Annotated in this window: 23 protein-coding genes and 1 pseudogene; 7 read left to right on the forward strand and 17 right to left on the reverse strand. The window is 62.5% G+C overall.

Features of this window, described 5'->3' with window-relative positions; genetic code table 11:
- Positions 1-505: 505 nt before the first annotated feature.
- The 16 genes and pseudogenes from madM to pilG all read right to left on the reverse strand — a co-directional run bounded on the left by madM (position 506) and on the right by pilG (position 19,343).
- Positions 506-1,270, reverse strand: a complete 765-nt coding sequence (gene madM / locus AC07RO_RS22685) for a malonate transporter subunit MadM (RefSeq protein ID WP_122624431.1) — start codon at positions 1,268-1,270, stop codon at positions 506-508.
- A 1-nt stretch (position 1,271) separates the two neighbouring features.
- Complete coding sequence (madL, locus tag AC07RO_RS22690; RefSeq protein ID WP_192172962.1) at positions 1,272-1,706, reverse strand: malonate transporter subunit MadL; 435 nt, start codon at positions 1,704-1,706, stop codon at positions 1,272-1,274.
- A 67-nt stretch (positions 1,707-1,773) separates the two neighbouring features.
- Positions 1,774-2,709: a malonate decarboxylase subunit epsilon gene (mdcH, locus tag AC07RO_RS22695; protein WP_282368576.1), complete on the reverse strand. Its 936-nt coding sequence runs from the start codon at positions 2,707-2,709 to the stop codon at positions 1,774-1,776.
- Positions 2,706-3,332 (reverse strand): malonate decarboxylase holo-ACP synthase, encoded by a 627-nt coding sequence (locus AC07RO_RS22700; protein ID WP_495087127.1) that lies wholly within the window; start codon positions 3,330-3,332, stop codon positions 2,706-2,708. The genes mdcH and AC07RO_RS22700 overlap by 4 nt, the downstream gene beginning before the upstream one ends.
- The gene (gene mdcE, locus AC07RO_RS22705; RefSeq protein ID WP_495087128.1) at positions 3,332-4,135 is read right to left on the reverse strand and encodes a biotin-independent malonate decarboxylase subunit gamma; all 804 of its coding nucleotides are present in this window, start codon (positions 4,133-4,135) and stop codon (positions 3,332-3,334) included. The genes AC07RO_RS22700 and mdcE overlap by 1 nt, the downstream gene beginning before the upstream one ends.
- On the reverse strand, positions 4,132-4,983 hold the full coding sequence (locus tag AC07RO_RS22710) for a biotin-independent malonate decarboxylase subunit beta (protein ID WP_495087129.1): 852 nt from the start codon (positions 4,981-4,983) through the stop codon (positions 4,132-4,134). The genes mdcE and AC07RO_RS22710 overlap by 4 nt, the downstream gene beginning before the upstream one ends.
- Positions 4,976-5,275: a malonate decarboxylase subunit delta gene (locus AC07RO_RS22715; protein ID WP_133775589.1), complete on the reverse strand. Its 300-nt coding sequence runs from the start codon at positions 5,273-5,275 to the stop codon at positions 4,976-4,978. The genes AC07RO_RS22710 and AC07RO_RS22715 overlap by 8 nt, the downstream gene beginning before the upstream one ends.
- Before the next feature lie 2 nt (positions 5,276-5,277).
- Positions 5,278-6,186, reverse strand: coding sequence for a triphosphoribosyl-dephospho-CoA synthase (locus tag AC07RO_RS22720; RefSeq protein WP_495087130.1), 909 nt, complete (start codon positions 6,184-6,186; stop codon positions 5,278-5,280).
- Positions 6,186-7,862 (reverse strand): malonate decarboxylase subunit alpha, encoded by a 1,677-nt coding sequence (gene mdcA / locus AC07RO_RS22725; RefSeq protein WP_346627240.1) that lies wholly within the window; start codon positions 7,860-7,862, stop codon positions 6,186-6,188. Before mdcA ends, AC07RO_RS22720 begins: the two co-directional genes overlap by 1 nt.
- A gap of 98 nt (positions 7,863-7,960) precedes the next feature.
- Positions 7,961-8,812 (reverse strand): annotated as a pseudogene (locus tag AC07RO_RS22730) (Fic family protein); the annotation flags it as partial.
- Positions 8,813-9,315: 503 nt separating this feature from the next.
- Positions 9,316-9,804 carry a chemotaxis protein CheW gene (locus AC07RO_RS22735; protein ID WP_423573795.1) on the reverse strand — a complete coding sequence of 163 codons (489 nt, stop codon included), beginning with the start codon at positions 9,802-9,804 and terminating at the stop codon, positions 9,316-9,318.
- A complete protein-coding gene (locus AC07RO_RS22740; RefSeq protein WP_495087131.1) occupies positions 9,797-15,775 on the reverse strand; it encodes a hybrid sensor histidine kinase/response regulator in 5,979 nt (1,992 codons plus the stop codon). The genes AC07RO_RS22735 and AC07RO_RS22740 overlap by 8 nt, the downstream gene beginning before the upstream one ends.
- Before the next feature lie 78 nt (positions 15,776-15,853).
- Complete coding sequence (locus AC07RO_RS22745) at positions 15,854-17,890, reverse strand: methyl-accepting chemotaxis protein (RefSeq protein ID WP_192172971.1); 2,037 nt, start codon at positions 17,888-17,890, stop codon at positions 15,854-15,856.
- Between the two features lie 75 nt (positions 17,891-17,965).
- On the reverse strand, positions 17,966-18,505 hold the full coding sequence (locus AC07RO_RS22750; RefSeq protein WP_346627243.1) for a chemotaxis protein CheW: 540 nt from the start codon (positions 18,503-18,505) through the stop codon (positions 17,966-17,968).
- 16 nt (positions 18,506-18,521) lie between these two features.
- Complete coding sequence (pilH, locus tag AC07RO_RS22755; protein ID WP_065991171.1) at positions 18,522-18,887, reverse strand: twitching motility response regulator PilH; 366 nt, start codon at positions 18,885-18,887, stop codon at positions 18,522-18,524.
- Positions 18,888-18,932: 45 nt separating this feature from the next.
- Complete coding sequence (gene pilG / locus AC07RO_RS22760) at positions 18,933-19,343, reverse strand: twitching motility response regulator PilG (RefSeq protein WP_065991170.1); 411 nt, start codon at positions 19,341-19,343, stop codon at positions 18,933-18,935.
- Positions 19,344-19,584: 241 nt separating this feature from the next.
- On the opposite strand from pilG, the gene gshB reads away from it, so the two are divergent.
- From gshB to AC07RO_RS22795, 7 genes are all read left to right on the forward strand, one after another.
- The gene (gene gshB, locus AC07RO_RS22765; RefSeq protein WP_495087132.1) at positions 19,585-20,541 is read left to right on the forward strand and encodes a glutathione synthase; all 957 of its coding nucleotides are present in this window, start codon (positions 19,585-19,587) and stop codon (positions 20,539-20,541) included.
- Positions 20,542-20,923: 382 nt separating this feature from the next.
- Positions 20,924-21,826 carry an energy transducer TonB gene (locus AC07RO_RS22770; protein ID WP_192172974.1) on the forward strand — a complete coding sequence of 301 codons (903 nt, stop codon included), beginning with the start codon at positions 20,924-20,926 and terminating at the stop codon, positions 21,824-21,826.
- A gap of 107 nt (positions 21,827-21,933) precedes the next feature.
- Positions 21,934-22,503, forward strand: a complete 570-nt coding sequence (locus tag AC07RO_RS22775; RefSeq protein ID WP_192172975.1) for a YqgE/AlgH family protein — start codon at positions 21,934-21,936, stop codon at positions 22,501-22,503.
- Positions 22,503-22,940: a Holliday junction resolvase RuvX gene (gene ruvX, locus AC07RO_RS22780; protein ID WP_192172976.1), complete on the forward strand. Its 438-nt coding sequence runs from the start codon at positions 22,503-22,505 to the stop codon at positions 22,938-22,940. Before AC07RO_RS22775 ends, ruvX begins: the two co-directional genes overlap by 1 nt.
- A 76-nt stretch (positions 22,941-23,016) precedes the next feature.
- Positions 23,017-23,538: a bifunctional pyr operon transcriptional regulator/uracil phosphoribosyltransferase PyrR gene (gene pyrR / locus AC07RO_RS22785; RefSeq protein ID WP_495087133.1), complete on the forward strand. Its 522-nt coding sequence runs from the start codon at positions 23,017-23,019 to the stop codon at positions 23,536-23,538.
- 12 nt (positions 23,539-23,550) lie between these two features.
- On the forward strand, positions 23,551-24,555 hold the full coding sequence (locus tag AC07RO_RS22790; protein WP_037018862.1) for an aspartate carbamoyltransferase catalytic subunit: 1,005 nt from the start codon (positions 23,551-23,553) through the stop codon (positions 24,553-24,555).
- Positions 24,552-25,823: a dihydroorotase gene (locus tag AC07RO_RS22795; protein ID WP_346627247.1), complete on the forward strand. Its 1,272-nt coding sequence runs from the start codon at positions 24,552-24,554 to the stop codon at positions 25,821-25,823. Before AC07RO_RS22790 ends, AC07RO_RS22795 begins: the two co-directional genes overlap by 4 nt.
- 283 nt (positions 25,824-26,106) lie before the next feature.
- Here AC07RO_RS22795 and AC07RO_RS22800 read toward each other — a convergent pair whose 3' ends face one another.
- Positions 26,107-26,523, reverse strand: coding sequence for an NINE protein (locus tag AC07RO_RS22800; RefSeq protein ID WP_346630922.1), 417 nt, complete (start codon positions 26,521-26,523; stop codon positions 26,107-26,109).
- Between the last annotated feature and the right edge of the window lie 113 nt (positions 26,524-26,636).

The raw sequence follows: 26,636 nt of genomic DNA on the forward strand, positions 1-26,636 counted from the left end.
TGTGGGAGTGAGCTTGCTCACGAAGACGGCATTTCAGCCGCTGAAAGTTCGGTGGATGTACCGGCCCCTTCGCGAGCAAGCTCGCTCCCACAAATTACCTGTCAGTAGATACATCTGCGGCGCCTTCTGACACCGCGCTTTCTTGCATCAAACACATCCCCTGTGGGAGTGAGCTTGCTCACGAAGACGGCATTTCAGCCGCTGAAAGTTTGGTGGATGTACCGGCCCCTTCGCGAGCAAGGTGGATCGCCACCCCGGTCGCTCCCACAAATTACCTGTCAGTAGATACATCTGCGGCGTCTTCTACACCGCGCTTTCTTGCATCAAACACATCCCCTGTGGGAGTGAGCTTGCTCACGAAGACGGCATTTCAAGCGCTAAATTTGTAGCGGATGTACCGGCCCCTTCGCGAGCAAGCTCGCTCCCGCAATTCCGATGCCGGCAGATACATCAGCGTCCTGGCGCGGAACGGCAGCACGTTGCTGAGGCCACGCATCCCAAAGCCTCAGCCCAAAATCCCGCGCACGATGAAGTAAAGCAGCGACGGGCCCAGCAGGCAGCCGAGCCCGGTGTGGAAGGTCGCCGTCAGCGCACCATAAGGCACCAGCCGCCGGTCCGTCGCCGCCAATCCGGCCGTCACGCCGCTCACAGTGCCGGCCAGACCGCCGAAGACCATCGCGGAACGCGGGTTATCCAGCCCCATCCAGCGCGCCGCCATCGGGGTGCCGACCATCACCAGAATGGCTTTGATCAGACCGGTCGCGATCGACAGCGCCATCACATCCGAGGTCGCGCCCAGCGCCGCACCGGTCACCGGCCCGACGATGTACGTCACCGCGCCCGCGCCAATGGTGGTGATGCTCACCGCATCGCGATAGCCAAACGCGTACGCCACACAGCAACCGACAATGAATGGCAGCAACGTACCCAACAGCAACGAGAACGCGCCGATCCAGCCGGCCTTTTTCGCTTCGGTGGCCTGCACTTCGAAGGCCGTGGCGACGATGGCGAAATCACGCAGCATCGACCCGCCCATCAGGCCGATCCCGGAGAACAGCGCCAGGTCCGCCAGCCCTTTCTGGCCGCCGGTCATCGTGCCGCCCACCCACGCCAGGACCAGGCCGATGACGATGGCAATGGCCGAGCCATGAATGCGCCCGAACGTCAGGCGCTTGGACAGCACCACCGAAATCCACATCACCACGCCCACGACGGCGAACGCGGTGACCAGGCCCTGGCTGATCAGGTCTTTCTGAATGAGCTCCCACATATCAGCGGCCTCCTGCTGGCGAAACAGTCGGCGCGATCACCGGCAGCGGGTGCGCGAGTTCGTCTTCTTTGGGCAGTGGCTCGCCCTTGTTGATGCGGCTGATGACTGCAATCGTGCAGCCACAGACCACTACTGACACCACCGCCGCGATGACCGCGATCGGCCCGCCCTTGAGCGCCGTGACGACGTTTTGCTGAGCGGCCATGGCCACGACGACCGGGATGTACATGGCGCCCCAGAAGCCGACGCCCATTTCGCAGCCTTCGCTCATGCCGCCGCGCTTTTGCATGAACAGCCGCGCGCAGATCAGCAGGATCATCGCGATCCCCACGCCGCCCACGTTGGATTTTACGCCCAGCAGCACGCCGAGCAGATCACCGAGAATCACCCCCGCGAGGGTGCAGATTGCGAGTAACGCCACGCCATAAATCACCATTGTTCTTATCCTCAAATTGCATCGTCGAAGTTGTTGTTTTTGTGTTCCTTCGAAAGCAGCAGTCGGTTTATGAGTGGCGGCGTTCCTCCTCTCGCGACAGCGCGCTGAGCGTGTCCAGCCGGGCGCCCTGAAAGGCGACGACCGATCCTTGTTCGAAAACGCGACGCGCCAGGCCTGTCAGCACGGTGCCTGGCGGCAACTCGATGTGCAGCCGCGCACCTCGCTCGTAGGCGGTTTGCACCGTGCTGCGCCAGTCGATCACCCGGCACATGTTGAACGCCAGATCGTCACGGACCTTGTCGGCACTGAGCATCGGCCGCGCGGTGCTGCCGCTGAGGTATTTCAGCGTCGGCGCTTTCACGGAAACTCGTGCGAATGCATCGGCAAGGGCGCGTGCCGGTTCGGCCAGCAGTTCGCAATGGGACGGCACGCTGACCGCCAGCCGCTTGGCCGCCGCAGCGCCCTGCTCTTTTGCGAGCGCAGCGACGGCCGTCATGGCTTCGTCTCGGCCAGCAATAACGAACTGGGTATCAGCGTTGATGTTGGCCAGATAGACCGGCGTCTCAACGCTGTGAATGCGTGCGATCAGGCTTTCGACCGTAGGTTGGTCCAGCCCGATCAGCGCGGTCATGCCGTAGCCCTGTGGATAAGCGCTTTGCATCAGCTCACCCCGCAGCGCCACCAGACGCACCGCATCTGAAAAATCCAGAGCCTCCGCGATCACTGCCGCCGGATAAGCACCGATGGACAAACCTGCGACCATGTCGGGGGTGTTCCCATCGGCCATCAGCACCCGGGCGCACGCGACGCCCGCGATTAACAGGCACAGCTGAACAGCTCGCGTCGATTGCAGGGAGGCGGCCGTATCCAGCGTCAGGACGTCCTCGCTCAATGCAGCGCTCGCTTCTGCCAGACACTGTTCAACCAAGGGATGCTCCGGCAGCCCATGGAGCATGCCCGGCTGTTGCGCGCCCTGGCCGGGAAACGCCCAGAAACTGCTCATGCCGCAACCGCCTGCGCCAGCCAAGGGTTATCCACAAGCCGCGCGCCGTCTTCGGCTTTGAGCAGCACCTGGCGTGACGGTCCTGCCCACTCGCGCAGCGCGACTGCACCAAAGGGGGTTTGCAGCTGAAGGTCGATGCGGCAGACCGCGCCGGCAAGCTGCTCGACCAAACGCGCGGCGTGCTGGCGATCAAAGCATTCAGGGGTGCGCAGAATGAGATCGAGGTCGCTGTCCGCGTGCAGTACGGCCACGCCACTCGCCAGCTCAAAACCGGCGCCACCCGCCACGCCCCACGACAGGCCGAGCGCGTCCATCACTGGACGAATCTGCTGCAAGGCGCGCAACGCCGGCCAGTCAGCTTCGGGCGCCATGGCGATCAACTCTTCAGGCGGCACGCGCCGCTGCACATCATCAAGTTTCATGTGAGTGGCGTAGCGCTGATCCCGGGACTGACCTCTCACGCCCACCGCCACCAGTCCTGCCCCGACACGAGCGCGGCGCACTACCACCGGATGACCCAGGCCGATGGCCTCGAACGCCCACGCCGGCGCGTCGATCGGCAACGCAGCCGTCGGCAGACCCCACAACAGGTCGTGGGGCAGCACCGGCTGGAAAGCACTCATTACCACTGCGTCCGCAACAGCTCGCGGACTTTCGACGACGCCCCACGGTTCGGCGCGCCGAGGCGTGAACTCAGGTCATTGGCGCCGGCGAGGGTGTCTTTGATCGCTGCAATCAGGCAGTCCTGAACCAGGGTGATATCCGAAACGCTGGGCTGCTCGATCTGGCTGACCGACAGGGTTTCCCACAGCAAACCGAGGCTGGCGTAGCTGTCGATGTCATAGGCCATCGGCGGCACGCTGGCGGCGAGTTTTTCCAGTTCCTCGACGCTGCGCAGTGTCACCCGCGCTGCAGATGCCTTGCCCATGGCATGAACCATGACGCCCGGATCGCGCAGGGCAATCAGCCGATTGGCCTGATAGCCGTGGGCGAGGAAGGCCCCCGACATGGCCTTGCCCACCAGCAGCCCAATCACCGGATGCCCGGCCAGGCGCGCCCGAGCATAGGCGTCTACCGCGCCGGCCAGTGCCTGGTGAATACCCAGCACTTCTTCGCGGCGACCATAGGCCTGACTCGGCACGTCGATGATCGCAATCAGCGTGCGCTTGGTGTCGCTGTTCTGATCCAGTTCGATGGCGCCGTCCACGGCCTGGGCCAGACCCCATCCTTCCAGCAATCCGACTTCGCCGTTTTGGGCGCGGGGGAAACGGTTGGCAGGGTCAGCGACCACCGCCAGGAATCGCGCCGGGAGATCACCCAGTACGCCATCCGCTGCTTTCACCGACGCAGGCAGCCCCGCCACTTCAGCGGCGTTTGCGGCCAGCGCGTTAAACCAGTTCAATCCACGGAGTGAGTAAGCACTCATGACCGGTCTCCTTGATAGGCAGCGCGCACCGAAGCGGGCGCTATCTGCTGGGCGGTGTCCACGTGCGACAAACGCTCGAGGAACCAGGCGTATCGACTGCTGCGTTCCTGCTCGGGCTTGCCCTTGTGCAACAACGCATGCACCTGTTGCTGAATGGCGCTGATGTCGTCGGCGACAAAGGCGTCCACCAGACCGCTGGCAAAACGTTGCTCGCCCCCGGTCAGGCTCCAGATGAAGGGCCGGTCGCGGGAGTCGTATTCTTCAATGCCGGCTTCCTGCTCGATCACTTGCGGGCCGTTCAGGCCGAGACGCGCTTCCTGAGTGACGACCAGATAACTGCACAAGCCCGCCGCAATTGACATGCCGCCGAAGCAGCCGACGCTGCCTGCCACTACGCCGATCACCGGCTGATAGCGACGCAGATCAACAATCGCGGCGTGAATGTCAGCGATGGCCGCCAGTCCGAGATTGGCTTCCTGCAAGCGAACGCCCCCGGTTTCCAGCAACAGAACGGCTGCGGTGGGAATGCCCTTGCGATTGTCTTCGGCGGCCAGCTCCAGCGCGCCAGCCATCTTCGCGCCGCCGACTTCGCCCATGCTCCCGCCTTGAAAGCCGCCTTCGATGGCGCAGATCACCACCGGTTTGCCCTCGATCGTGCCTTTGGCGATCACCACGCCATCGTCGGCCTGGGGGACGACGCCTTGCTTGGCGAGCCAAGGGGAGACGAAGCGCTCGAAGGGATCGATCAGCTCACGAAAACTGCCGTCATCCAGCAGTGCGCGCGCGCGTTGCCGGGCGCCGAGCTCGACGAAACTGTGCTGCTGCAGAAGCCGCGTGCTGTCAGTCATGACCGACCTCCTCGAAACCTTGCTCCAGGCGCAGCCGAACCACGCCCGGCGTGGCGCCGAAATCATGAATGTCGATGCTCATGGCCGGCGGCGTTTGGCCGTCGAACATGCGCTGAAAGAGGTTTTCCCAGCGCGCCGAACTGCCGTTGACCGACGTCAGCACCTGAATCGTCAGCTTGCCCGGCTGGCCCGGTTCAAGCAGCACTTCCAGATCACCCGAACCGACACAACCCACCAGCGCACGCCCCCTTGGCGGCTGCCCGGCGGGGAATTCAAAAGACAGGGTTTCCATGATCAGACGTTCCTCGTTTCATCGCCGAGCGTAGGCTCCAGGCGATCAATAAACAGGCAAGCGGCGAGCAAATCGGCGGCGCCGCCGGGGGAGGCGTTCAGGCCTAGCAGTTGTTGATCCAGCTGATTCAGCGCGCGACGGCCGCTGAGGGTCGCGCTGCCGCCGGCGTCCAGCACCCGCTGCGCACCGTGTTGCATGGCGTGCAGGCCTGCTTCACCCGCGCGATACAGCACGCAGGTATCGGACAGCGTGGTCATGATCGCCAGCAATGCATCGAGTCGCGCGTTTTGCTCGCCATGCCCGGCGGCGCGGCTGCGGATGAGTTGCGGCAAACCGGTTTGAGTGACGGCAGGGAAACCCGCTTGCGCTTGCTCCCGGGCGCCCATTGCACCGTATTTCTGCGCAACGGTTTGGCCATGGCTCAGGCTGTGGCTCTGGTTGGCGGTCTGGTGACGATCCTCGATCAATGCCAGCTGGCCGGCGCGTTGGCACAGCCCCTCCAGGGAAATGTGATCGGGATTCAGCGCTGCAGCGGTGACCAGCAAACCCAGTGCCCAGATCGCGCCGCGATGGGTATTCACCCCGTTGGTCGTGCGCATCATCGCCGCTTCGCCTTCGCGACCGAGGCGTCCGATGGTTTCCCGCAACAGCGGATTGATCTCGCCGATGGCAATGGCGGCGTCGGCCATCTGCTTGAACGCGGGCCATAGCGACAGCGCTGATGCGTGCATCAGACCCAAGTGCAAATCCGTGTGGGCGCCACTGCTGCGACGATCAACCAGCGCCGGTTTTGGCGACAGGTCGGCTTCGTCGATCAGTGCATCCACCGCCAGATCGGCCAGGCGCTCTGCCAGTGATGCAGGGTTGGTCGTTGCATCGAAGGCATCGAAAGCTACGTTGAATGCGCGCATCACCAGCTCCTGAATTTCGCAGGCGGGTTGTACAAACCGCCGGACCATTCCACCAGTTCGGCGATGCTCTTGGCGGCAAGCAGTTCGCGGCTGGCGTCGGTGCGGCGAATCCCTAAGTCTTCAGGCAGCGCAATCAGCCCTTCGCGGCGCATCCGGGCGGTGTCTTTGGGGTTGTGGCGCAGGCCGATGGAGGTCACGCCAGCGACGGCGGCGATCATGGCCTGACGTTCCTCCAGGCTGCGCGCCTTGTACAGATAGGCGATGCCTTCTTCGGTCAGTAGATGGGTGACGTCGTCGCCGTAGATCATGATCGGCGCCAGAGGCATGCCGCTTTTTTTCGCGACTTCGACGGCGTCCAGGGTCTCGACGAACGTGGGTTTGCCGCCCTCCTGAAACGTCTCGACCATCTGCACGACAAGCTTCTTGCCGCGCTCAAGATAGGCGTCCGGCCCGTCACCGCTCTGCTGGCGCATGTCCAGCCAGGCAGGCGTGGCGTGACGTCGGCCGCGCGGGTCGTGGCCCATGTTCGGCGCGCCGCCGAAGCCGGCGAGGCGCCCGCGGGTGACGGTGGAGGAATGGCCGTCGCCGTCGACTTGCAGCGTGGCGCCGATGAACAGGTCAACCGCGTATTGCCCGGCCAGCTGGCACATCATCCGGTTGGAGCGCATGGAGCCATCGTGACCGGTGAAGAACACGTCGGGCCGTGCCGCAATGTAGTTTTCCATGCCCAGTTCGGTGCCGAAGCAATGCACGCTTTCGACCCAGCCGCTTTCGATGGCGGGGATCAGCGTCGGGTGTGGGTTGAGCGTCCAGTTGCGGCAGATCTTGCCCTTCAGGCCCAGAGATTCACCGTAGGTCGGCAGGATCAGTTCGATCGCCGCGGTGTTGAAGCCGATGCCGTGGTTGAGGGACTGGACGTTGTGTTTCTCGTAGATCCCGCGAATCGCCATCATCGCCATCAGCACGTGCACCGGCTTGATGTGACGCGGGTCGCGGGTGAAAAGCGGCTCGATGTAGAACGGCTTGTCGGCGACGACCACGAAGTCGACCCATGACGCCGGGATGTCCACGCGCGGCAGGTCGCTGACGTCATCCACCAACTGGTTGACCTGCACGATGACGATGCCGTCGCTGAAGGCGGCCGGTTCGATCAGGGCGGGAGTGTCTTCGGTGCTGGCGCCGGTGTAGATATTGCCGGCGCGGTCAGCCATGAAACCGGCCGAAAGCACGACGTTGGGAATCAGGTCGACCAGCAGCCGGGAATACAGCTCGATGTAGGTATGAATCGCGCCGATTTCCAGCAGCCCGTCTTCCAGCAACTGGCTGATGCGCAGGCTTTGGGTACCGGCGAAAGAGAAATCCAGCTTGCGGGCGATGCCACGTTCGAACAGGTCCAGATGCTCGGCCCGACCCACGCTGGGCATGATCATGTGCAGGTCGTGGAGCTTGCCGGGATCGGCCTTCACCAGTGAGCGCGAAAGGAAATCCGCCTGCTTCTGGTTATTGCCTTCAAGTACCACGCGATCGCCCGGCGCAATCAGCGCCTCAAGCGCCGCGACAATCTTGTCGGTGGGCAGTACAACGCCATCGGCGAAGGAACGCACCAGGTCGAGCCGTCGCAGTTTTTCAGTGCGACGACGCGACCAGCGCGGGTCAAGTTTCGTTGTTGTGGTCATGCTGACTCCACGAGTTCGCTGTCGTGGGGCAGATTAGGAGGGGCGGTGGCTCGGCATCAATCAAGCAAATGCGCGAATCATTACCGTGAGAGTAATGATCAGTCGGGCCAGTTGATCTGATAGCGGGTGCTGCGCCCGCCGCCCGGGAGTTTATGCAGGCAGTCTTTTCCCAACAGATCTGCGAGATGCCGAGTGGCGGTGGCTTTACTGACCTTGGCGACCGCCTGGTATTGAGCGGCGCTGATGCCGTCGGTGAAGCCCGCGTCCGGCCTCTCCGACAACAGGTCGCCATTCAGCAAACGGTTGAGCACTTTGATTTGCTCGGTGGATAGCCCGTCATCCCGATGGGCTTGCCAGAATCTCGCCTTCGCCAAAACCCGGTCGATGCGCTGGATGGCCTGCTCAAACGTATGGAGCAGCGTCTGCAAAAACCAAACGAGCCACTCAGTGATATTCAGCCCACCGCGCTGGGTCGCCTCCAGAATCCGGTAGTAGTCCTGACGGCGGGCGAGGATGCTGACGGACATGGCGTAAAAGCGTATGGCCTGGTGTTCGCCCTGGGCCATGGCCAGATCCGTGATTGCGCGGGTCAAACGTCCGTTGCCATCGTCGAACGGGTGCAGCGTCACGAACCAGAAATGTGCGACGCCCGCGCGGATCAGCGGGTCGAGGGTAGGGTCGGCGCGGCTACTGTTGAACCAGTAGAAAAAGTCATCGAGCTTTTGCTCCAGGCCTTCGCGCGGAGGTGCTTCGAAATGCACCACGGGCCGGTCGATGCGACCGGACACAACGTGCATGGGCTCAAGCCCTCTGAGCGTCCCGACCTGAACAGGATATGCCGTCAGCGCGCTCGTCTCGGGAAACAACAAGCGATGCCAATGCATCAGCCGTTCGGACGTCAGCGGGGCGTCATGTTGTTGGGTGGCATCCAGCATCAACTCTGCCAGACCCCGTCATATTCGGCTCAAGGTATGAGCCGAATATGCGGTTTATTCGGCTCATCGTCTAGGAGGGATTGGGCGTGATCGGCAATATCACCTTCAGCAAGCACTGAGCCGCTACCTGGAAGCCGAGATGCGCCAGATGCAGGCTATTTCGGACGGCATAGCAGATGCCAACGCAGCAAACCTTACCGATATCGAATCTGTAAAAGCGAAATACTTCAGCCTGATATGAGCCGGCTTCCGCTGGCAGTTCCTGGATGCTCCAGACAGACACAAGTTGAGCATGCTGGAGATCAAATGGTGGGAGCGAGCTTGCTCGCGAAAGAGCCGGGACAGCCGCTAAATCTTCAGCGTTTGAAATGCAGCTTTCGTGAGCAAGCTCACTCCCACAAGGGCTGTGTCCGGCACGAAATCTTCAGCGTTTGAAATGCAGCTTTCGCGAGCAAGCTCACTCCCACAGGGGCTGTGTCCAGCATTTAATCTGCGGCGTTTGAAAGCCGGGGCGTCTCTTACAAATTCGGCGTCATCTGAACCAACCCCGCCTCCACCAGCCACTCTTCCAGCGCCACGAGGTCCGGGATCTTCGCGACTGTCTCGCCCACTTGCACCGCGGCCAGTTCCAGCTCGGCCAGCGGCACGTCGACGTAGCTGAGTTGGCTGTCGAGTTTGCAGGAGCGCGGAATCCCTTGGGTCAGCAGCGCGATGAATTTGAGGTCAGGGCGGCCGCCGAGGGCGTTGAGCACGACGATGCGGGCGCGGCCTCCGACACGGGCGCGGCTGCCGCAGGCGGCTTCGAAACTGAGCAGCGGCAGACTGCGGTGGCGCCAGTTGATCGGGCCCAAATACCACTGCGGTGCGGCGGGGTCGGCAACGCTGTCTTGATAGTCGATCAGTTCGGCAACGGCAACGTTGGGCAGCAGCAGGTGCCGATCACTGAGGGGGATGAGCAATCCGGTCAGGCTGGTCAGCCGCGCCGTTTGCGTCGTGGTGTCAGACATGGACGTGGCTCCAGTGAGCAATGCTTTGCAACAGAGCGGCTTCCTGATACGGCTTGCTCATGTATTCGTTCACCCCCAGCGCCATGGCGTGGTCGCGGTGCTTCTGCCCTGATCGCGACGTGATCATGATGATCGGCAGGTGCTTCAGGGCGTCGTCTCCGCGGATCTTGCTGACGACTTCAAAGCCGTCCATGCGCGGCATTTCGATGTCCAGCAGCATGATGTCCGGGGTGTGCTCCTGCAGCAGCGCCATGGCATCGACCCCATCTTTGGCCGTCAGCACGTTCATGCCGTTGCGTTCCAGCAGGCGGCCGGTGACCTTGCGCACCGTCACCGAGTCATCCACCACCATCACCAGCAACGGCCGCGCCTGTTCGGGTTCGACATAGCGCACCGGCGCATGCCCGGCGACCTGCAACGCCAGCAGCTTGGCGTGAAAACGCCGGATGTGCGCAAACAGGTCGAGAATCAGCACCACGCGGCCGTCGCCCAGAATAGTCGCGCCGGCAATGCCGGGTATCGACGAAAACTGCGGACCCAGGTTTTTCACCACGATCTCCCGCGAGCCGGCCAACGTATCCACCTGCACCGCAATCCATTGATCGTGTACGTGCACGAGAAGCACCGGCAGCGGTTGGGTCTGTGTCTGGCCGCCCTGTTTCGGCGGATGACCGTTATTGAGCAGCTCGCCCAGATAACGCAGCTCGTAGGTTCGCCCGTTGTATTCATAGCGCGGCGGCACGGACTGATAACAGGTCTCCAGCTCGCTCGGCATCACGCGCACGATACCCTCGATGCTGTTCAGCGGCACGGCGTACTGTTCTTCGCCGCACTGCACCATCAGCGCGCGATTGACCGACACCGAGAACGGCAAGCGGACACGGAAACGCGCGCCCTCTCCCGCCTTGGAATCAATGACCATCGAACCGCCGAGATCCTTGACCTCGGCGTGCACCACGTCCATGCCGACGCCGCGCCCGGAAATCTGGGTGATGGTCTCGGCGGTGGAAAAGCCCGGGCGCAGGATGAACTGCAGGATGTCGTGCTCGCTCAGCTCGGCGTCCGGGCTGATGATGCCGCGCTTGATCGCCTTGCGCCGCACGGCCTCGAAGTCGACACCGGCGCCGTCGTCGCGCATCTCGATAACGATGTCGCCGCCTTCGTGGGCCAGGCTCAGCGTGATATGGCCCCACTCGGATTTACCGGCGGCCAGGCGTTCCTCGACGCTCTCAAGCCCGTGATCGACGGCGTTGCGCAGCATGTGCTCCAGCGGGGCGACCATGCGTTCGAGCACGTTGCGGTCCATCTCGCCCTCGGCGTTGATGACGTCGAACTTGACCTTCTTGTTCAGCTCGCCCGACACCTGACGGACGATCCGGCGCAGGCGCGGCACCATGCGCTCGAACGGCACCATGCGCGTGCGCATCAGGCTTTCCTGAAGCTGGGTGTTCACTCGCGCCTGTTGCTGCAAGAGTGTCTCGGCCTCATGGGCGCGGGTGTCGAGGGTTTCCTTGAGGTCCATCAGGTCGGACGCGGACTCGAACAGCGCGCGGGACAACTGCTGCAGCTGCGAATGCCGGTCCATTTCCAGCGGGTCGAATGCTTCGTAACCGCGCCGATCAACGGGGTGATCGCGGCTGAGAATACGGCCCTGGGTTTCGATATCGAGTCGGCGCAGTTGATCGCGCATCCGCTCGATGGTGGTTTCCATCTCGACCAGTGTGACCTGCGCGTCGCTGACCTGCTGCTCGACACGGCCCCGGAATATCGAGGTTTCCCCCGCCAGATTCGCCAGGTCTTCCAGTTGCTCGGCCGGTACCTTGATCATCTCCGGGCCGGTGCGCTCGCCGTCGGCCTCGGCCTGCGCCGCCGTATCAACAACCGGCGCGGGCAGCACAGCCGGCGCCTCCTGAGGTTTTTCGACAGGTTCGCGGGCGGCCCCGGATGACGTGTAATGACCGATGCTCTCGATCAGCAGCGCCGGGTTGGGCAATGGCTCGTAACCGCGAACGGCATCGACCATGTCGGCGAGCATGTCGTGGCCGCTTTGCATCAGGCCGTTGAGCAGCGCGCTGTTTTTCAGCGCGCCGGTCGACAGTCCTTCGTACAGCGACTCCAGCTCATGGGCCAGGTCGCCGATCGGCGCAATCTCCACCATGCGCGCGCCGCCCTTGAGCGTATGCAGATCGCGCAGCAGGTTTTCCACTTCCAGCATGTTCTGCGGATCGGTCTGCCAGCGCACCAACGCCGCGCTGCTGCTCTCGATGATGTCGTCGGCTTCTTCGAGGAAGATTTCCAGCAGTTCCGGATCGCGTTCGTCCAGCGAGTGAATCATCGAGCTGACATTGCGCGTCTGGCCGTCATTGGGCAGGAGGTAGCAATTGCGCTGGCGAAACTCGCGAATCTTCTCGATCAGCGGCGCGGGACTGGTCAATGCCGAACGGTGCTGCAGCTGTTCAAGCATCAGCGACAGGTGATCGTGGCTGTGCACCAACAGCTCCGCCAGTTGTGGCGAGTAACCGCAACGTCGATCAATCAGGCCTTCGTAGAGCGATTCCAGCTCATGGCCGAGGTCGCCCACCGGCCCGATTTCGGCCATGCGCGCGCCCCCTTTGAGGGTGTGCAGGTCACGTTGCAACGATGACAGCGGCAGCGGGTTTTCCGGGTCGTCGAGCCAGCGTTGCAGCGCAGGACCGGCGATGTCGAGAATATCCACCGCCTCTTCGAGGAAGATCTCGACGATTTCCTGATCGAAATCATCGCGCGAAGGCCGGGCGGGTTGAGCGAGGCGTTCGCTGACCTCTTCCATCTCCGTGATGCTTGTTGCTCCGGCGCCATTACTTTTGATCACCCCCATCGCGCCGGGGTCCAGCGCCTCGGCGAGCAGACCGCGCAAGGCGCTCACGCGCTCAGGGCACGGCTGGACTTCCTGTCCGGCGGCGACCTGATCAAGCATGTTGATCAGTGCTTCGTGGGCTTTTTCGGCTTCGTCGAAAAAACGCTCGCTGACGGCAAGGCTGCTCTCCTCTACGGCGCCATACAGGTCGAGCAGCGCTTCGCAGAGCTCATCGACCTGGGGCAGGTCGGCGACGTGCGCGCCGTGGCCGAGCATGGTCAGTTCGTCGAGCAACGCGTTCAATTCCTGGCGGTGGCCGGGGTGCTGGCGCCAGTCTTTGAGCAAGTTGTCGGCGTCCAGCAGGATGTCCATGCCTTCGGCCAGAAAGCTCGCGATCAACTGCGGATTACGCCGCGTGCGCAGGCCATTGCTGTCGTCGCTCAAGGCATCGGCCAGCCGTGCGTCGAGCAGCTCCTGGGCCTGTTGAATCAGGGGGGCTGCGCCTTCGATGGGCATCAGCGGGTCGACATTCAGCTGGGCGAGGCCTAGATGAAACAAAGGCCCGGCCGCACGCAGCAGGCCGATCTCGGCCTGGCCGACCTCGATCAGGTTGGTCTTGAACTCGCGGACCAGTTGATCCAGCGGGCTCGCCAGCTCGGCGATCGGCAGGACGCCCGCCATGTACGCGCTGCCCTTGAGGGTGTGCAGCGCGCGCAGCAAATCGTTGCTGAACACCGGCGCATCGGCACCCTGAGCAGCATCGAGATAACGGCTCACCGTGTTCAGGTGTGTGTGGGCTTCCTGACGGAAGATCTCCAGCAACTGCGGATCGAAACCCTCTTCGTCCCTCAGCCGTTGCGCAGGCTCGACGTCACTCGCTTCGCCTTGGGCCAGCGCATGGGCCTGGGCGGCCAGTTGGTCGACATCGTCACGCTGACGCTGAACGTCCTCGGCGAAATCGCGAATCACGTCCGGCAGCAACGCCTGTACGTCCGTGAGCAACTGCTGCACCCGCGCGTCCGGCTCGACGCTGTGCTCCAGCACGCGGTTAAGGAGGTTTTCCACCGACCACGCCAGTTCGCCCAGAATCAGCGCGCGCACCATCCGGCCGCTGCCCTTGAGCGTGTGAAACGCGCGACGAATCTCGCCCAGCGCCGAAAGGTTGCCGGGATCGGCAAGCCAGCGCGGCACGTACTCGCGCAACGCTTCGAGCATCTCGTCGGTTTCTTCGAGGAAGACTTCGCGCAGCTCGTCATCGATCGCCTGCTCACCCTTCGGCGGCGGCAACAGACTGGCCGGCATGTTCCGCGCCGGCGGGTTGACCGCCGACAGCGGGCTGGCCAGCACTTCGGCGATGGTCTGGCTTGGGCTGACCAAGGCCTGCCGCTCGTGCAAATCCTGCAGCTCTTCTTCGCTGATGACTTCTTCGAGCACCGGCACATCCAGTGCATCGGGGACCGGCGAGTAACCAAGCCGGGCGAGACTCTCCTGGGCCAGATCCAGCACGTGTTCGCCCGGCGCTTCCGGGTCTTCGGCCATGCGTTCGAGGTAATACTCGACGCCGATGATCACGTCCGCCAGGTGATCGAGCTGCGAGGCCGCCGGGCTTTCGGTGTCAACCAGCAAGTGTTCGGTAATGTAGTCGTTACAGGCCGCCAGCAGTCCGGATGCCCGCGCCAGCGGGATCATCGCCAGCGCGCCGCGCACCTGAATCAATTGCTCCGACAGCGGCAGCAGACGTGCCCGGTCCATTTCACCGTCGACGTACTCGTCGATCACGTCCTTGGCCTGCTGCAGAACGATGCGCGCTTCCTTGATGACCAGTTGGTGAATCTGACTGAGATCAGTCGTCGGCAGACGGCTTTCTTCAGGGCTGCTCTGGTTAACCGTTCCGGCCATGCCCGCGAGGGTGGATTCGACGTACAGCAGCGCACCGGCGACGTCCATCAAGGTGGCATCGTCGGGTGCGCGTTGCCCCTGGGCCATGCCCTGCACCACGGTCATCTGATCGATGATGACTTTACGCGGCTGGCCGAAACCCAGCACCGCCAGGGTATCGGCGATCTGCCGCAACGGGGGCAGCAAGGCGTTCAGCTCGCTGACGTGCTGACGGTCCCCGCGCACAAAAACGTCGAGCCGCTCCTTGGTCCGCACCAGCTCATCGCACAGGGCGATGATCACCGAGCGCATGGCGTCGCGATCCGGTCCGGCCATGCGCGCACGTTCTTCGGCGACCAAGGCGCTGTGCGGCAGCGCATCGGCGAGGGCGTACTGATCCTTCAAGTCCGTCATCTTCCGCGCCTCGCTGTCGGACTTGGCGATGTAAAACAACAGGCTTTTCAGGAGTTCGTCGGGCGCAGGCTGATTGATGCCTTCAATGCCTTGATCCAGCAGACGTTTGAGTTCTTTGTCGGCATCCTTGAACAGGCTGCGCAGCGCCGGGCTGTTGGTGAAATTGCCGCTGAGCATGGTTTCGACCAGCGCGGACGCGATACGCCACAGCGGTTCGAGGGGCGCGTCCTCGCACAGCACCTCAAGCCGCGCGAACACCTTGCCCATGTAACCGAGTTGAGTCTGCACGTCCTGATCGCGAAGCAGCCCGACCAGCGCGGTTTGCAGCGTCTGCCGCAGCTTGCGCAATTTCACGGGCAATTCGGGATTGTCGCGTTCGGCCAATGCCTGAGCATCAAGAGCGGGGATAGACAGCAATTGCGGCGAGAACAGACTGGTTTCCGACAGCAGGCTTTCGCCCCGGGCGCTGCGTAAATCGTTGAGCAGCGGCAGCACCACCAGCGGCAGGTCACGGCGGGCGGAGTGCACACGCTCCAGGTAAACCGGCAATTGCGTCATCGCCAGATTCAGCAGCTGGATCGCTTCGCTTTCCTGGGCGACGTGGCCCTCTTTGAGCGCCAGCGCCAGCTGTTCGATTTCCTCGGCGAACAGCGCGGCGCCGTAGAACTCGATCATCTGCAGGCTGCCGTGAACCTGATGGATGAGCTCCAGGCACTCGTCCATTGCCGCGGCGTCGTGCGGCAGGGTGACGAACGTGTCCAGCGCCTGTCGGGCGTGTGTGAGGGTTTCGGCTATTTCGCCTTTGACCCACTCCAGGGCCACGTAATCGTGACGGTCAGCCATGGTGACTCCGGTTGCCTGTGCCTTGACGCTGCTTCATGTGCATTGACTGGATTATTAACCGGGCTATCAAGCAGGCCATCAATGTCGCGAGGCCGGCAACTTGAAGCCGGACACCGAGCGGCGCATCTCGCTGGCCATCTTCGCCAGATTGCCCATGCTTCGGGCGGTCGCCGCCGTGCCTGAAGTGGTCTGTGTGGTGGTCTGCTGGATCACCAGCATGGTCGAGGAAATCTGCTGACCCAATGCAGCCTGCTGCTGCGCCGCGTTGGTGATGCTTTCGACCAGCCCGGCGAGGATCTTCGACACGCCTTCGATTTCTTCGAGCGCGACACCGGCATCCTGCGCCAGCCGCGCACCGCGCACCACTTCCGCCGTGGTTTGCTCCATGGAGATCACTGCTTCGTTGGTGTCGTTCTGAATCGCGCGCACCAGGGTCTCGATCTGCTTGGTCGCCGACGACGAGCGCTCGGCCAGCCGCTGCACTTCATCGGCCACCACCGCAAAGCCGCGCCCGGCATCGCCAGCCATCGACGCCTGGATCGCGGCATTTAGCGCAAGAATGTTGGTTTGGTCGGCAATGTCATCGATCAGGCTGACGATGTCGCCAATCTCCTGGGACGACTCGCCCAGACGCTTGATGCGCTTGGAGGTGTCCTGAATCTGCTCGCGGATGTTGTCCATGCCGGTGATGGTGTTGTGCACCACCTCGTTGCCCTTGTTGGCAATGGTCACGGACCGCTCGGCCACCGTGACGGACACGGACGCATTGGCCGAGACCTGATCAATGGAAGTCGCCATGTCGTTGATGGCATTGGACGCCGCGGCGATCTGCAACGCCTGATGCTCGGACGCCGCGGCCAGTTGGGTGGCGGTGGTCTGCGTGTCCTTCACGGCGCCGAACACTTGCTCGGCGGTGAGGTTAATTGTCGACACCAATTCGCGCAGTTGATCGATGGAGTAGTTGATCGAATCGGCAATGGCGCCGGTGAAATCCTCGGTGACCGAGGCGGCCACGGTCAGGTCGCCGTCCGCAAGGTCTTCGATTTCGTCGAGCAGGCGCATGATCGCGTTCTGGTTGCGCTCGTTCTTCTCGGCGGTTTCGCGCAGTTGCCGGTTGGTTTCGCGCACCATCACCAAGCCAATCAGGATGATCGACGCCAGCGCCAGCAGGCCCAGAATGTAGCCGCCATAGCTATAGGCTGCGCGACCACCGGCCATGTGCTCGAAACTGTTGGCCAGCACCGAGGCTTCGTCGAGGAGGGTTTGCGAGAGGTTGAAAATGCTACCCGACGCTTCACGGACTTCCAGCAGCTCCGGCGAGGTTTCGAGGATTTCGTCGACCGACCCGGAGACGAACTGGAACAGCTCGGCAATCTCGGCCAGCCGCGCCCGCGCATCGCGGTCTTCGACTTGGGCGATTTTCAGGGTGGCGTTGCCTTCGAGCATGCCGTTGAGTACGCGCCCGAACTGGCTGGCGTCGCGACCAAACGCATCGGCTGCCTGAACCGCCGTTTCGTCACCGGACAACACGGTGTTGACCGCGCCCAGTATCCGCTCGGCCAGCAGGGACTGGCGCTGGGCGAGGGCCACCTGGCTGGCGGGCGCACGGGTTTGAAGAAGGATGTCGACGACCTTTTCCGATTCGATCTGTAATTGCGGAATGGTCTCGGCAAGGGTTGCCGCCACCTGATGCAGCGAGAGCACGGTCTGCTCACGGGCAAGAATCACGTCGGTGCTTTTGCGCAGGTTTTCCCAGTCGGTCTGCACCGCTTTCAGCTCATCGCTCACCGCAGCTGGCGCAGCAGGCAGGCCGGTGTTCTTGTCGCCTTTCTTCAGATACTGCCAGCGCGTGTCGAAGTCGTTGCGCGCATCGGCCAGCAACTTGAATGCCGCCGCCTTGCCCGCCGCCGCTTCCGTGGCGTTCTTGGCGATGCGCTGGGACAGCACGCGCAGCTCGCCGGCGTGGCCGATATATTGTTTGTCGTAGTTGGACTGCGTGCTGAGGTACGCGAAGTTGACGAACAGCAGCATGATGAAAACGATGAGGCAGATGAACAGCACAACGATCTGCGATCGGCTGCGCGCGCCTTCCAGTGACTTGCCGGTATTACTCATTGCTCAGGGCTCCGCCTGATGTTCGATTGAGGGAGGGCATCAGCCTTCTGGACCTGCACTGTTCAGCCCGGCGCATCAGAGCGCCACGTCCATAAACTCGCCCGACTGCACCAGCGCGCGCGGGCTGAACACCTGCCAGGCCTGCTCACGGACGAACCGTCCTTGTATGTAGGGCGCGACGCGGGGTTCGCCGTCGTGCGCCAGTTCAGGCATCAGGCTGCGCTCGCTGAAATGCTGCATGCCCAACACCTCGTCAATGAGCAGACCGACGAACACACCCTCGAAGTCGATGACCAGCACGCGGCGGTGTTTGCGCAGGGGTGAGAGTTCGTGGCCGAAGAAGGCGCACAGATCCATGATCGGCAATAGGCGGCCGCGCAGATTGGCGATCCCGCAGACCCACGCCTTGGCACCCGGCAACACCGCACAGCGCGGCTCGTGGAGGATTTCGTCGACCTCGCCCATGGGCGCCACGTAATGGCGCTCTCCCATGCGAAAGCCAATGCCGCTCCAGCCTTGCTGGCGGGTTTCCTGCAGCGGCAGGCCGGCAGCGAGGGAGCGGCAGCGCTGGTCGATATCGAGCAGCAGCTGGAAGGCGGTTTGTGACTGAGCCATGAGCGTCAGCCGGGGGTCAGCCCGCGAGCACCGCGTTCAGGGTTTTCATGAGGGTTTCTTCGTCCACCGGCTTGGTCAGGTAATCCCGCGCGCCCTGGCGTTTGCCCCAGACTTTGTCGGTTTCCTGATCCTTGGTGGTGATCATGATCACGGGGATCATGCTGGTGTCAGCGTCTTTGGTCAGCTGACGGGTCGCCTGGAAACCGTTCAGGCCCGGCATGACGATGTCCATCAGGACGGCATCGGGCTTTTCCTGACGGGCCAGGGCCACGCCATCGGCACCGTTCTCGGCCTTGAGGACCTGATGGCCGTGCTTCTCCAGCATGCCGGTCAGCTTGTACATTTCGGTCGGCGAGTCATCGACGATGAGAATTCGAGCCATGGTGCTTCCCCATAGAAACAGCCGTCCCGCACGAGGGGGTCGGCATCAAGATAGTTGTTGTTCTACTGCAACGAAACCGGGCACGTGGGCCTTGATCGCACTGAGCAGTTCTTCCTTGCTGAACGGTTTGGTCAAAAACTGATCGGAACCGACGATGCGCCCCTTGGCCTTGTCGAACAGCCCGTCCCTTGAGGACAGCATGATCACCGGCGTGGATTTGAACGCCCGATTGTTCTTGATCAACGCGCACGTCTGATACCCGTCGAGCCTGGGCATCATGATGTCGACGAAGATGATTCTGGGATGATTGTCGGCAATCTTGGCCAGTGCGTCGAAGCCGTCGATGGCGGTGATCACTTCACAGCCGACGTTTTTCAGCAGGGTCTCGGCGGTGCGACGAATCGTCCGGGAGTCGTCGATGACCATCACTTTCAATGGGGCTGAATGCTGTTCCATATCTGCTCTACCATCGCCGCGGCGAATCAGATGGGTTGCCTTCTGCCGGGCATCTGGTTTTGGGTCGGGATCATCGGGAGGCGCCAAAGACAGCTGGCGCGACACCGGATGCCGAGCCTTTTTAGCACACTCTCCACGGTCAATCCATAAAGCCTTGCCCCTTGACCCAAAGCCGGCGCGGCGCCACCCTGACGCCTATTTTCGGCCTGTCGTGGCCATTACCGATCAGAGGATATTACCCATGAGCATTCGCCTGGGAATCGTCATGGACCCCATCGAGCGCATCTCCTATAAAAAGGACAGCTCGCTGGCCATGCTCCTGGCAGCGCAAGCCCGCGGCTGGTCGTTGTTCTATATGGAGCAGCACGACCTGTATCAGGACGCCGGCCAGGCCCGCGCCCGCATGAAGCCGCTGAAAGTCTTCGCCGACCCGGCCCACTGGTTCGAGCTGGAGGCCGAAGTCGACAGCGGGCTGGACGACCTCGACGTGATCCTGATGCGCAAGGATCCGCCGTTCGACATGGAATTCGTCTACTCCACCTATCTGCTCGAACAAGCCGAGCGCGCCGGCGTGCTGGTGGTCAACAAGCCGCAAAGCCTGCGTGACTGCAACGAGAAGCTGTTCGCCACGCTATTCCCGCAATGCACCCCGCCCACGCTGGTCAGCCGTCGCGCGGACATCATTCGCGAGTTCGCCGCCAAGCACGGCGATGTCATTCTCAAGCCGCTGGACGGCATGGGCGGCGCGTCGATCTTCCGCCACCGCGTCGGTGATCCGAACTTGTCGGTGATTCTCGAAACCCTGACCAAGCACGGCCATGAGCAGATCATGGCGCAGGCCTATCTGCCCGCCATCAAGGACGGCGACAAGCGCATTCTGATGGTCGACGGCGAACCCGTGCCGTATTGCCTGGCGCGCATCCCGGCCGCCGGCGAAACCCGAGGCAACCTGGCAGCAGGTGGTCGTGGCGAAGCCCGCCCCCTGACGGACCGCGATCGCGCGATCGCCGCCGAAATCGGCCCGACGCTGCGGGAAAAAGGTTTGTTGTTTGTAGGGCTTGATGTGATTGGCGAGCACCTGACCGAAATCAATGTCACCAGCCCGACGTGCATCCGCGAAATCGACAACGCGTTCGGGACGGACATTGGCGGCATGTTGATGGATGTGATCGAGAAGAAGCTGCAGGCCAGGGTTTAACCCGGCTCCTTGTGGGAGTGACCGGGGTGGCGCTCCACCTTGCTCACGAAGGCGGCGTTCCAGCCGCCGAGGATTCAGCGGATGCTCAGGCCGCTTCGCGAGCAAGCTCGCTCCCACAGGATATTCGTCTGTTCGAGGTATCGGGAAAGTCGCAGAACCGGCGGGAGTGAGCTTGCTCACGAAGAGGCCAGGACATTCATCCTCTTTCTCTGGGGCTTGAAGCAGGTCTTTGTGAGCAAGCTCCCAACGGGAAAGGCACCGCCCACTAATCGGCCCGGTGACATCAAACGCCAAGCCAGTCCTGACATTGCGTTATCATGCGCGGCCTGAATTTTTGCGCTAGGTGAGTAGTAATGCTGGCACATGTGCTGCCGGAGCGTGGATGAACGCTGCGGTCGACGATGATCTCCCCCTGTCCCTGACCCGCACCGGCGTGCGCCCTGCCGATCGCCTCGGGTTTACCCTGATGATCGCCGCACTGGTGCATCTGGCGGTGATCCTTGGCGTCGGTTTCACCTACGTCAAACCGGAAAAGATCAGCCAGACCCTGGAGATCACCCTCGCCCCCTTCAGAAGCGACACCAAGCCCAAGGACGCCGACTTCCTCGCCCAGGAAAACCAGCAGGGCAGCGGCACCCTCGACAAGAAAGCGGTGCCCAAGACCACCGAAATCGCCCCGTATCAAGACAACCAGATCAACAAGGTCACGCCACCGCCTGCCGCCAAACCGGTGATCAAGCAGGACGCGCCGAAGACCGCTGTCGCCACGAAAGCGCAGTCTCCGCAGAAGACCGTCGCCAGGCGCGATGAGGTCAAGCCGGAAGAACAGAAGAAGGTCGCGCCGACCATCGACAGCACGCAGCTGAACAGCGAAATCGCCAGCCTCGAAGCCGAGTTGGCGGATGAGCAGCAGGCGTACGCCAAGCGTCCGAAGATCCACCGCCTGAGCGCGGCCTCAACGATGCGCGACAAGGGCGCCTGGTACAAAGAGGACTGGCGCAAGAAGATCGAGCGCATCGGCAACCTGAACTACCCGGACGAAGCGCGCCGCAAGCAGATCTACGGCAGCCTGCGGATGATGGTGTCGATCAACCGCGACGGTTCACTCTATGAAGTGCTGATTCTCGAGTCATCAGGCCAGCCGCTGCTGGATCAGGCGGCGCAGAAGATTGTCCGGCTGGCAGCACCGTTTGCGCCATTCAGTGGCGATCTGGCCGATATCGACCGGCTCGAGATCATCCGCACCTGGAAATTCGCGCGCGGGGACAAACTGTCGAGTAATTGATCAGCCAATGCCGTGCAATATGAAACCTGACCTGCGTCGCGATTTATCCGCCCGTGAGTCGGTTCTGCCAGTTGTCACAACAGCCCCGCGACGCCACACTAGGGCTCATGAAAAACGTCTCTCCGTCGTACCTCAAACACCAGTTTCTGATCGCCATGCCCCACATGCACGATGAGAACTTCGCTCAGACCTTGACCTACATCGTCGAGCACAATGCCAATGGCGCCATGGGTCTGATCATCAACCGACCGCAAAGCCTGTCGCTGGCAGACATTCTGGAACAGCTGCGCCCCGAATTGCCGCCACCTGCGCGCTGCAAGGACATCGCCATTCACCTTGGCGGGCCGGTGCAAACCGATCGAGGGTTCGTCCTGCACCCTTCCGGCCAGGTGTTCCAGGCGACCGTGGACCTGGGCGGCATTTCGCTCTCGACCTCTCAGGACGTCCTCTTCTCCATCGCAGATGGCTACGGCCCTGATCAAAATCTGATCACCCTAGGCTATGCCGGCTGGGACGCCGGCCAGCTTGACGCCGAGTTCGCCGCCAATGCGTGGCTCAACTGCGCATTCGACCCGGCGATCCTTTTCGACGTCGAAAGCGAAGACCGCCTCGACGCCGCTGCCGCCAAACTGGGCGTCAACCTCAATCTGCTGACCAGTCAGGCGGGTCACGCCTGATGGCCGGACTGCGTCTGTTACTGGGATTCGACTACGGCACCAAACAGATCGGCGTGGCAGTCGGCCAGGTGATCACCGGGCAGGCCCGCGAGCTTTGCACATTGAAAGCGCAGAACGGCGTGCCCGACTGGGACAAAGTGCAGGCGCTGATTACCGAATGGAAACCGGACGCCATCGTCGTCGGCCTGCCGCTGAATATGGACGGCACGCCGAGCGAGATGAGCGCACGCGCCGAGAAGTTTTCGCGCAAGCTCAATGGCCGCTTCAACCTGCCGGTCTACACCCACGACGAGCGCCTGACCACCTTCGAAGCCAAGGGCGAACGCGCCTCTCGCGGCCAGCACGGCAGCTACCGGGACAATCCCGTGGACGCCATCGCCGCAGCGCTGCTGTTGCAAAGCTGGCTGGAAGCCAACGCCGCGCTGTTTGAAACCTGATCCATCTACGCTGAACCGAATTCGATTTACCCAGGACGTTCGTGCAGCGCACGCCGGGGCACCTGAAGGAGCAACCATGAGTCTGCCAAATCCCGCCGAACTGATCAGCCAGATGGCGATTGATCTCAACGCGCACCTGAACAAACGCGGCATCCAGGAGCCTCGCTTCATCGGCATTCGCACCGGTGGCGTGTGGGTCGCGCAGGCGCTCCTTGAAGCCCTCAACATCCAGTCGCCGCTGGGCACGCTGGACGTCTCTTTTTACCGCGACGACTTCAGCCAGAACGGCCTGCACCCGCAAGTGCGCCCTTCGGAACTGCCGTTCGAGATCGAAGGCCAGCATCTGGTGCTGATCGATGACGTGCTGATGAGCGGGCGCACCATTCGTGCGGCGCTCAACGAACTGTTCGATTACGGCCGCCCGGCCAGCGTGACCCTGGTGTCGCTGCTGGATCTGGACGCTACTGACCTGCCGATCCGGCCAAACGTGACGGGCGCGACCCTGTCACTGGGGCCGAATGAACGGGTCAAGCTGTCCGGGCCAACGCCGCTGACGCTCGAACTGCAAGACCTCTCCACCGATTCCGCCGCCCTCTAAGAGTCCTTTGCGATGACGCCTCTCGACGCCAAGCGCCCGCTGCAACTGAACCATCAGGGCCAGCTGCAGCATTTCCTCTCCCTCGACGGTTTGCCCCGCGAACTGCTCACCGAAATCCTCGACACCGCCGACTCCTTCCTCGAAGTTGGCGCCCGGGCGGTGAAGAAGGTCCCGTTGCTGCGCGGCAAGACCGTGTGCAACGTGTTCTTCGAAAACTCGACACGCACCCGCACCACGTTCGAACTGGCGGCCCAGAGGTTGTCGGCGGACGTCATTACGTTGAACGTGTCAACCTCCTCGACCAGCAAGGGCGAGACGCTGTTCGATACGCTGCGCAACCTTGAAGCCATGGCCGCCGACATGTTCGTGGTGCGCCACGGTGACTCCGGTGCGGCGCACTTCATCGCCGAACATGTCAGCCCTCAGGTCGCGATCATCAACGGCGGCGACGGCCGTCATGCCCACCCGACCCAGGGCATGCTGGACATGCTGACCATCCGTCGCCACAAGGGCAATTTCGAAAACCTCTCGGTGGCGATCGTCGGCGATATCCTGCATTCCCGCGTCGCGCGCTCGAACATGATCGCGCTCAAAGCGCTGGGCTGCCCGGACATCCGCGTGGTCGCGCCAAAAACCCTGCTGCCAGTGGGCGTCGAGCAATACGGCGTGAAGGTCTACACAGACCTGAACGAAGGCCTGAAGGACGTCGACGTCGTGATCATGTTGCGCCTGCAGCGCGAGCGCATGTCGGGCGGTCTGCTGCCGAGCGAGGGTGAGTTCTATCGGTTGTTCGGCCTGACCACGGCACGTCTGGCCGGCGCCAAGCCCGATGCCATCGTGATGCACCCGGGCCCGATCAACCGCGGCGTGGAAATCGAATCAGCCGTAGCGGACGGTGCGCACTCGGTCATTCTCAATCAGGTGACCTACGGCATTGCCGTGCGCATGGCCGTTCTGTCCATGGCCATGAGTGGCCAAACCGCACAACGTCAGTTCGAGCAGGAGATCGCCCAGTGAAGTTCAGCATCCTCGGCGCTCGCGTCATCGACCCTGTCAGCGGTCTGGATCAAGTCACCGACATCCATCTTGAAGCGGGGAAGGTTCTCGCCCTCGGCGCGGCACCTGCCGGCTTCAGCCCTATGGAAACCATCGACGCCGCCGGCCTGATCGCCGCCCCCGGGCTGGTCGACCTGAACGTGTCGTTGCGCGAGCCCGGTTACAGCCGCAAGGGCAATATCGCTAGCGAAACCCGCGCAGCGGCGGCCGGCGGCGTCACCAGCCTGTGCTGTCCGCCGCGTACAAAACCGGTGCTCGACACGTCCGCCGTCGCCGAGCTGATCCTCGACCGCGCCCGCGAAGCCGGCCACAGCAAGGTCTATCCGATCGGCGCGTTGAGCAAGGGTCTGGAAGGCGAGCAACTGGCCGAGCTGATTGCCCTGCGCGACGCCGGTTGCGTGGCGTTCACCAACGGCATGGTCAATTTCCGCAGCAACCGCACGTTGTGCCGCGCGCTCGAATACGCGGCGACGTTCGATCTGACCGTGATTTTCAACTCTCAGGACCACGACCTTGCTGAAGGCGGCCTGGCCCACGACGGCCCGACGGCTGCGTTTCTGGGTTTGCCGGGCATTCCGGAAACGGCTGAGACGGTGGCACTGGCGCGTGACCTGCTGCTGGTCGAGCAAAGCGGTGTGCGCGCCCATTTCACGCAACTGACCAGTGCGCGCGGCGTGGCCTTGATTGCCCAGGCGCAGGCGCGAGGACTGCCGGTGACGGCAGATGTGGCGCTGTATCAGTTGATCCTGACCGACGAGGCGCTGACAGGCTTCTCTAGTCTTTATCATGTGCAGCCGCCGCTGCGCACCCGCGCGGATCGCGACGCATTGCGTGAGGCGGTGAAGTCGGGCGTGGTGCAGGCGATCTCCAGTCACCACCAGCCCCATGAGCGTGATGCGAAGCTGGCCCCGTTTGGCGCAACCGAGCCGGGCATCAGCAGCGTGGAGCTGTTGCTGCCACTGGCGATGACGCTGGTCGAAGACGGCCTGTTGGACCTGCCGACGCTGCTGGCACGCCTCAGCTCCGGGCCGGCCGCTGCGCTGCGCCTGCCGGCCGGAACGCTGATTGCTGGCTCACCTGCGGACCTGGTGCTGTTCGACCCCGCTGCGTCGACGGTGGCGGGCGAGAAATGGCTGTCGAAAGGCGAGAACTGCCCATTCCTCGGCCATTGCCTGCCAAGCGCCGTGAAGTACACGTTTGTGGATGGGCGGGTTAGCTATAACGGGTGAGATGCCCAACCTCAGGCAGACGTTGATTATGTGGGAGCGAGCTTGCTCGCGAAGGCTTACTTTCAGCCTCAGAGAAAACGGCTGAATGCACCGGCCCCTTCGTAAGCAAGCTCACACCCACAGGTCCAGCGGCAACCTGAGACATCAAGCCGACCCACTACCCCGTGGGAGCGAGCTTGCTCGCGAAGGCTTACTTTCAGTCCCAGAGAAAACGGCTGAATGTCACGGCTTCATCGCGAGCTAGGGAGAGCGCCATTGCGGTCGCTTCCACATGCAGCTCCTGCTACCTACGGGCGTTCTTCACCGAGATCTGGTCATTCAGCGTCCAGAAGTCGTACAGCACGCCCAGCAGCGCCAGACCTCCCGTGAACAGGTAAATGATCCCGGTGATCCATTTGCCCTGATACATCCGGTGCACGCCGAACACGCCCAGAAAGGTCAGCAGAATCCAGGCGAGGCTGTAATCGGTCGAGCCTGCGTTGAATCGCAGGTCCGCTTCCCGATCCATCGCAGGGATCAGGAACACGTCGATCAGCCAGCCAATGCCAAACAGGCCCAGCGTGAAAAACCAGATCGTGCCGGTCACCGGCTTGCCGTAATAAAAGCGATGCGCCCCGGTAAATCCCACAATCCAGAGCAGATAGCCCATGACCTTGCTGTGGGTGTCCGGACGTTGAACGTCGGGTTGATAGGTGTTCATTGTTGACCTCGCTTGCTGCAATAGAAAAAAATATGCGTAAGTTTTGTGACTTTCGTGACGCCGTCCGACGTATGGCTTGAACCTCTTTTCAATCGTGCAAACCCTTGTTCTGC

The organism is Pseudomonas sp. GW821-FHT07F05, from assembly GCF_059418765.1.

What these genes read in the sequence shown, in the direction of transcription:
- AC07RO_RS22745 (WP_192172971.1), bottom strand. Translation starts at nt 17,890, where the DNA reads ATGAGTAATACCGGCAAGTCACTGGAAGGCGCGCGCAGCCGATCGCAG.
- mdcE (WP_495087128.1), bottom strand. Translation starts at nt 4,135, where the DNA reads ATGAGTGCTTACTCACTCCGTGGATTGAACTGGTTTAACGCGCTGGCC.
- AC07RO_RS22770 (WP_192172974.1), top strand. Translation starts at nt 20,924, where the DNA reads ATGAACGCTGCGGTCGACGATGATCTCCCCCTGTCCCTGACCCGCACC.
- madL (WP_192172962.1), bottom strand. Translation starts at nt 1,706, where the DNA reads ATGGTGATTTATGGCGTGGCGTTACTCGCAATCTGCACCCTCGCGGGG.
- AC07RO_RS22775 (WP_192172975.1), top strand. Translation starts at nt 21,934, where the DNA reads ATGAAAAACGTCTCTCCGTCGTACCTCAAACACCAGTTTCTGATCGCC.
- AC07RO_RS22735 (WP_423573795.1), bottom strand. Translation starts at nt 9,804, where the DNA reads ATGTCTGACACCACGACGCAAACGGCGCGGCTGACCAGCCTGACCGGA.
- pyrR (WP_495087133.1), top strand. Translation starts at nt 23,017, where the DNA reads ATGAGTCTGCCAAATCCCGCCGAACTGATCAGCCAGATGGCGATTGAT.
- AC07RO_RS22720 (WP_495087130.1), bottom strand. Translation starts at nt 6,186, where the DNA reads ATGCGCGCATTCAACGTAGCTTTCGATGCCTTCGATGCAACGACCAAC.
- AC07RO_RS22700 (WP_495087127.1), bottom strand. Translation starts at nt 3,332, where the DNA reads ATGAGTGCTTTCCAGCCGGTGCTGCCCCACGACCTGTTGTGGGGTCTG.
- mdcH (WP_282368576.1), bottom strand. Translation starts at nt 2,709, where the DNA reads ATGAGCAGTTTCTGGGCGTTTCCCGGCCAGGGCGCGCAACAGCCGGGC.
- AC07RO_RS22800 (WP_346630922.1), bottom strand. Translation starts at nt 26,523, where the DNA reads ATGAACACCTATCAACCCGACGTTCAACGTCCGGACACCCACAGCAAG.
- AC07RO_RS22710 (WP_495087129.1), bottom strand. Translation starts at nt 4,983, where the DNA reads ATGACTGACAGCACGCGGCTTCTGCAGCAGCACAGTTTCGTCGAGCTC.
- mdcA (WP_346627240.1), bottom strand. Translation starts at nt 7,862, where the DNA reads ATGACCACAACAACGAAACTTGACCCGCGCTGGTCGCGTCGTCGCACT.
- madM (WP_122624431.1), bottom strand. Translation starts at nt 1,270, where the DNA reads ATGTGGGAGCTCATTCAGAAAGACCTGATCAGCCAGGGCCTGGTCACC.
- gshB (WP_495087132.1), top strand. Translation starts at nt 19,585, where the DNA reads ATGAGCATTCGCCTGGGAATCGTCATGGACCCCATCGAGCGCATCTCC.
- AC07RO_RS22790 (WP_037018862.1), top strand. Translation starts at nt 23,551, where the DNA reads ATGACGCCTCTCGACGCCAAGCGCCCGCTGCAACTGAACCATCAGGGC.
- pilH (WP_065991171.1), bottom strand. Translation starts at nt 18,887, where the DNA reads ATGGCTCGAATTCTCATCGTCGATGACTCGCCGACCGAAATGTACAAG.
- AC07RO_RS22740 (WP_495087131.1), bottom strand. Translation starts at nt 15,775, where the DNA reads ATGGCTGACCGTCACGATTACGTGGCCCTGGAGTGGGTCAAAGGCGAA.
- ruvX (WP_192172976.1), top strand. Translation starts at nt 22,503, where the DNA reads ATGGCCGGACTGCGTCTGTTACTGGGATTCGACTACGGCACCAAACAG.
- AC07RO_RS22750 (WP_346627243.1), bottom strand. Translation starts at nt 18,505, where the DNA reads ATGGCTCAGTCACAAACCGCCTTCCAGCTGCTGCTCGATATCGACCAG.
- AC07RO_RS22715 (WP_133775589.1), bottom strand. Translation starts at nt 5,275, where the DNA reads ATGGAAACCCTGTCTTTTGAATTCCCCGCCGGGCAGCCGCCAAGGGGG.
- pilG (WP_065991170.1), bottom strand. Translation starts at nt 19,343, where the DNA reads ATGGAACAGCATTCAGCCCCATTGAAAGTGATGGTCATCGACGACTCC.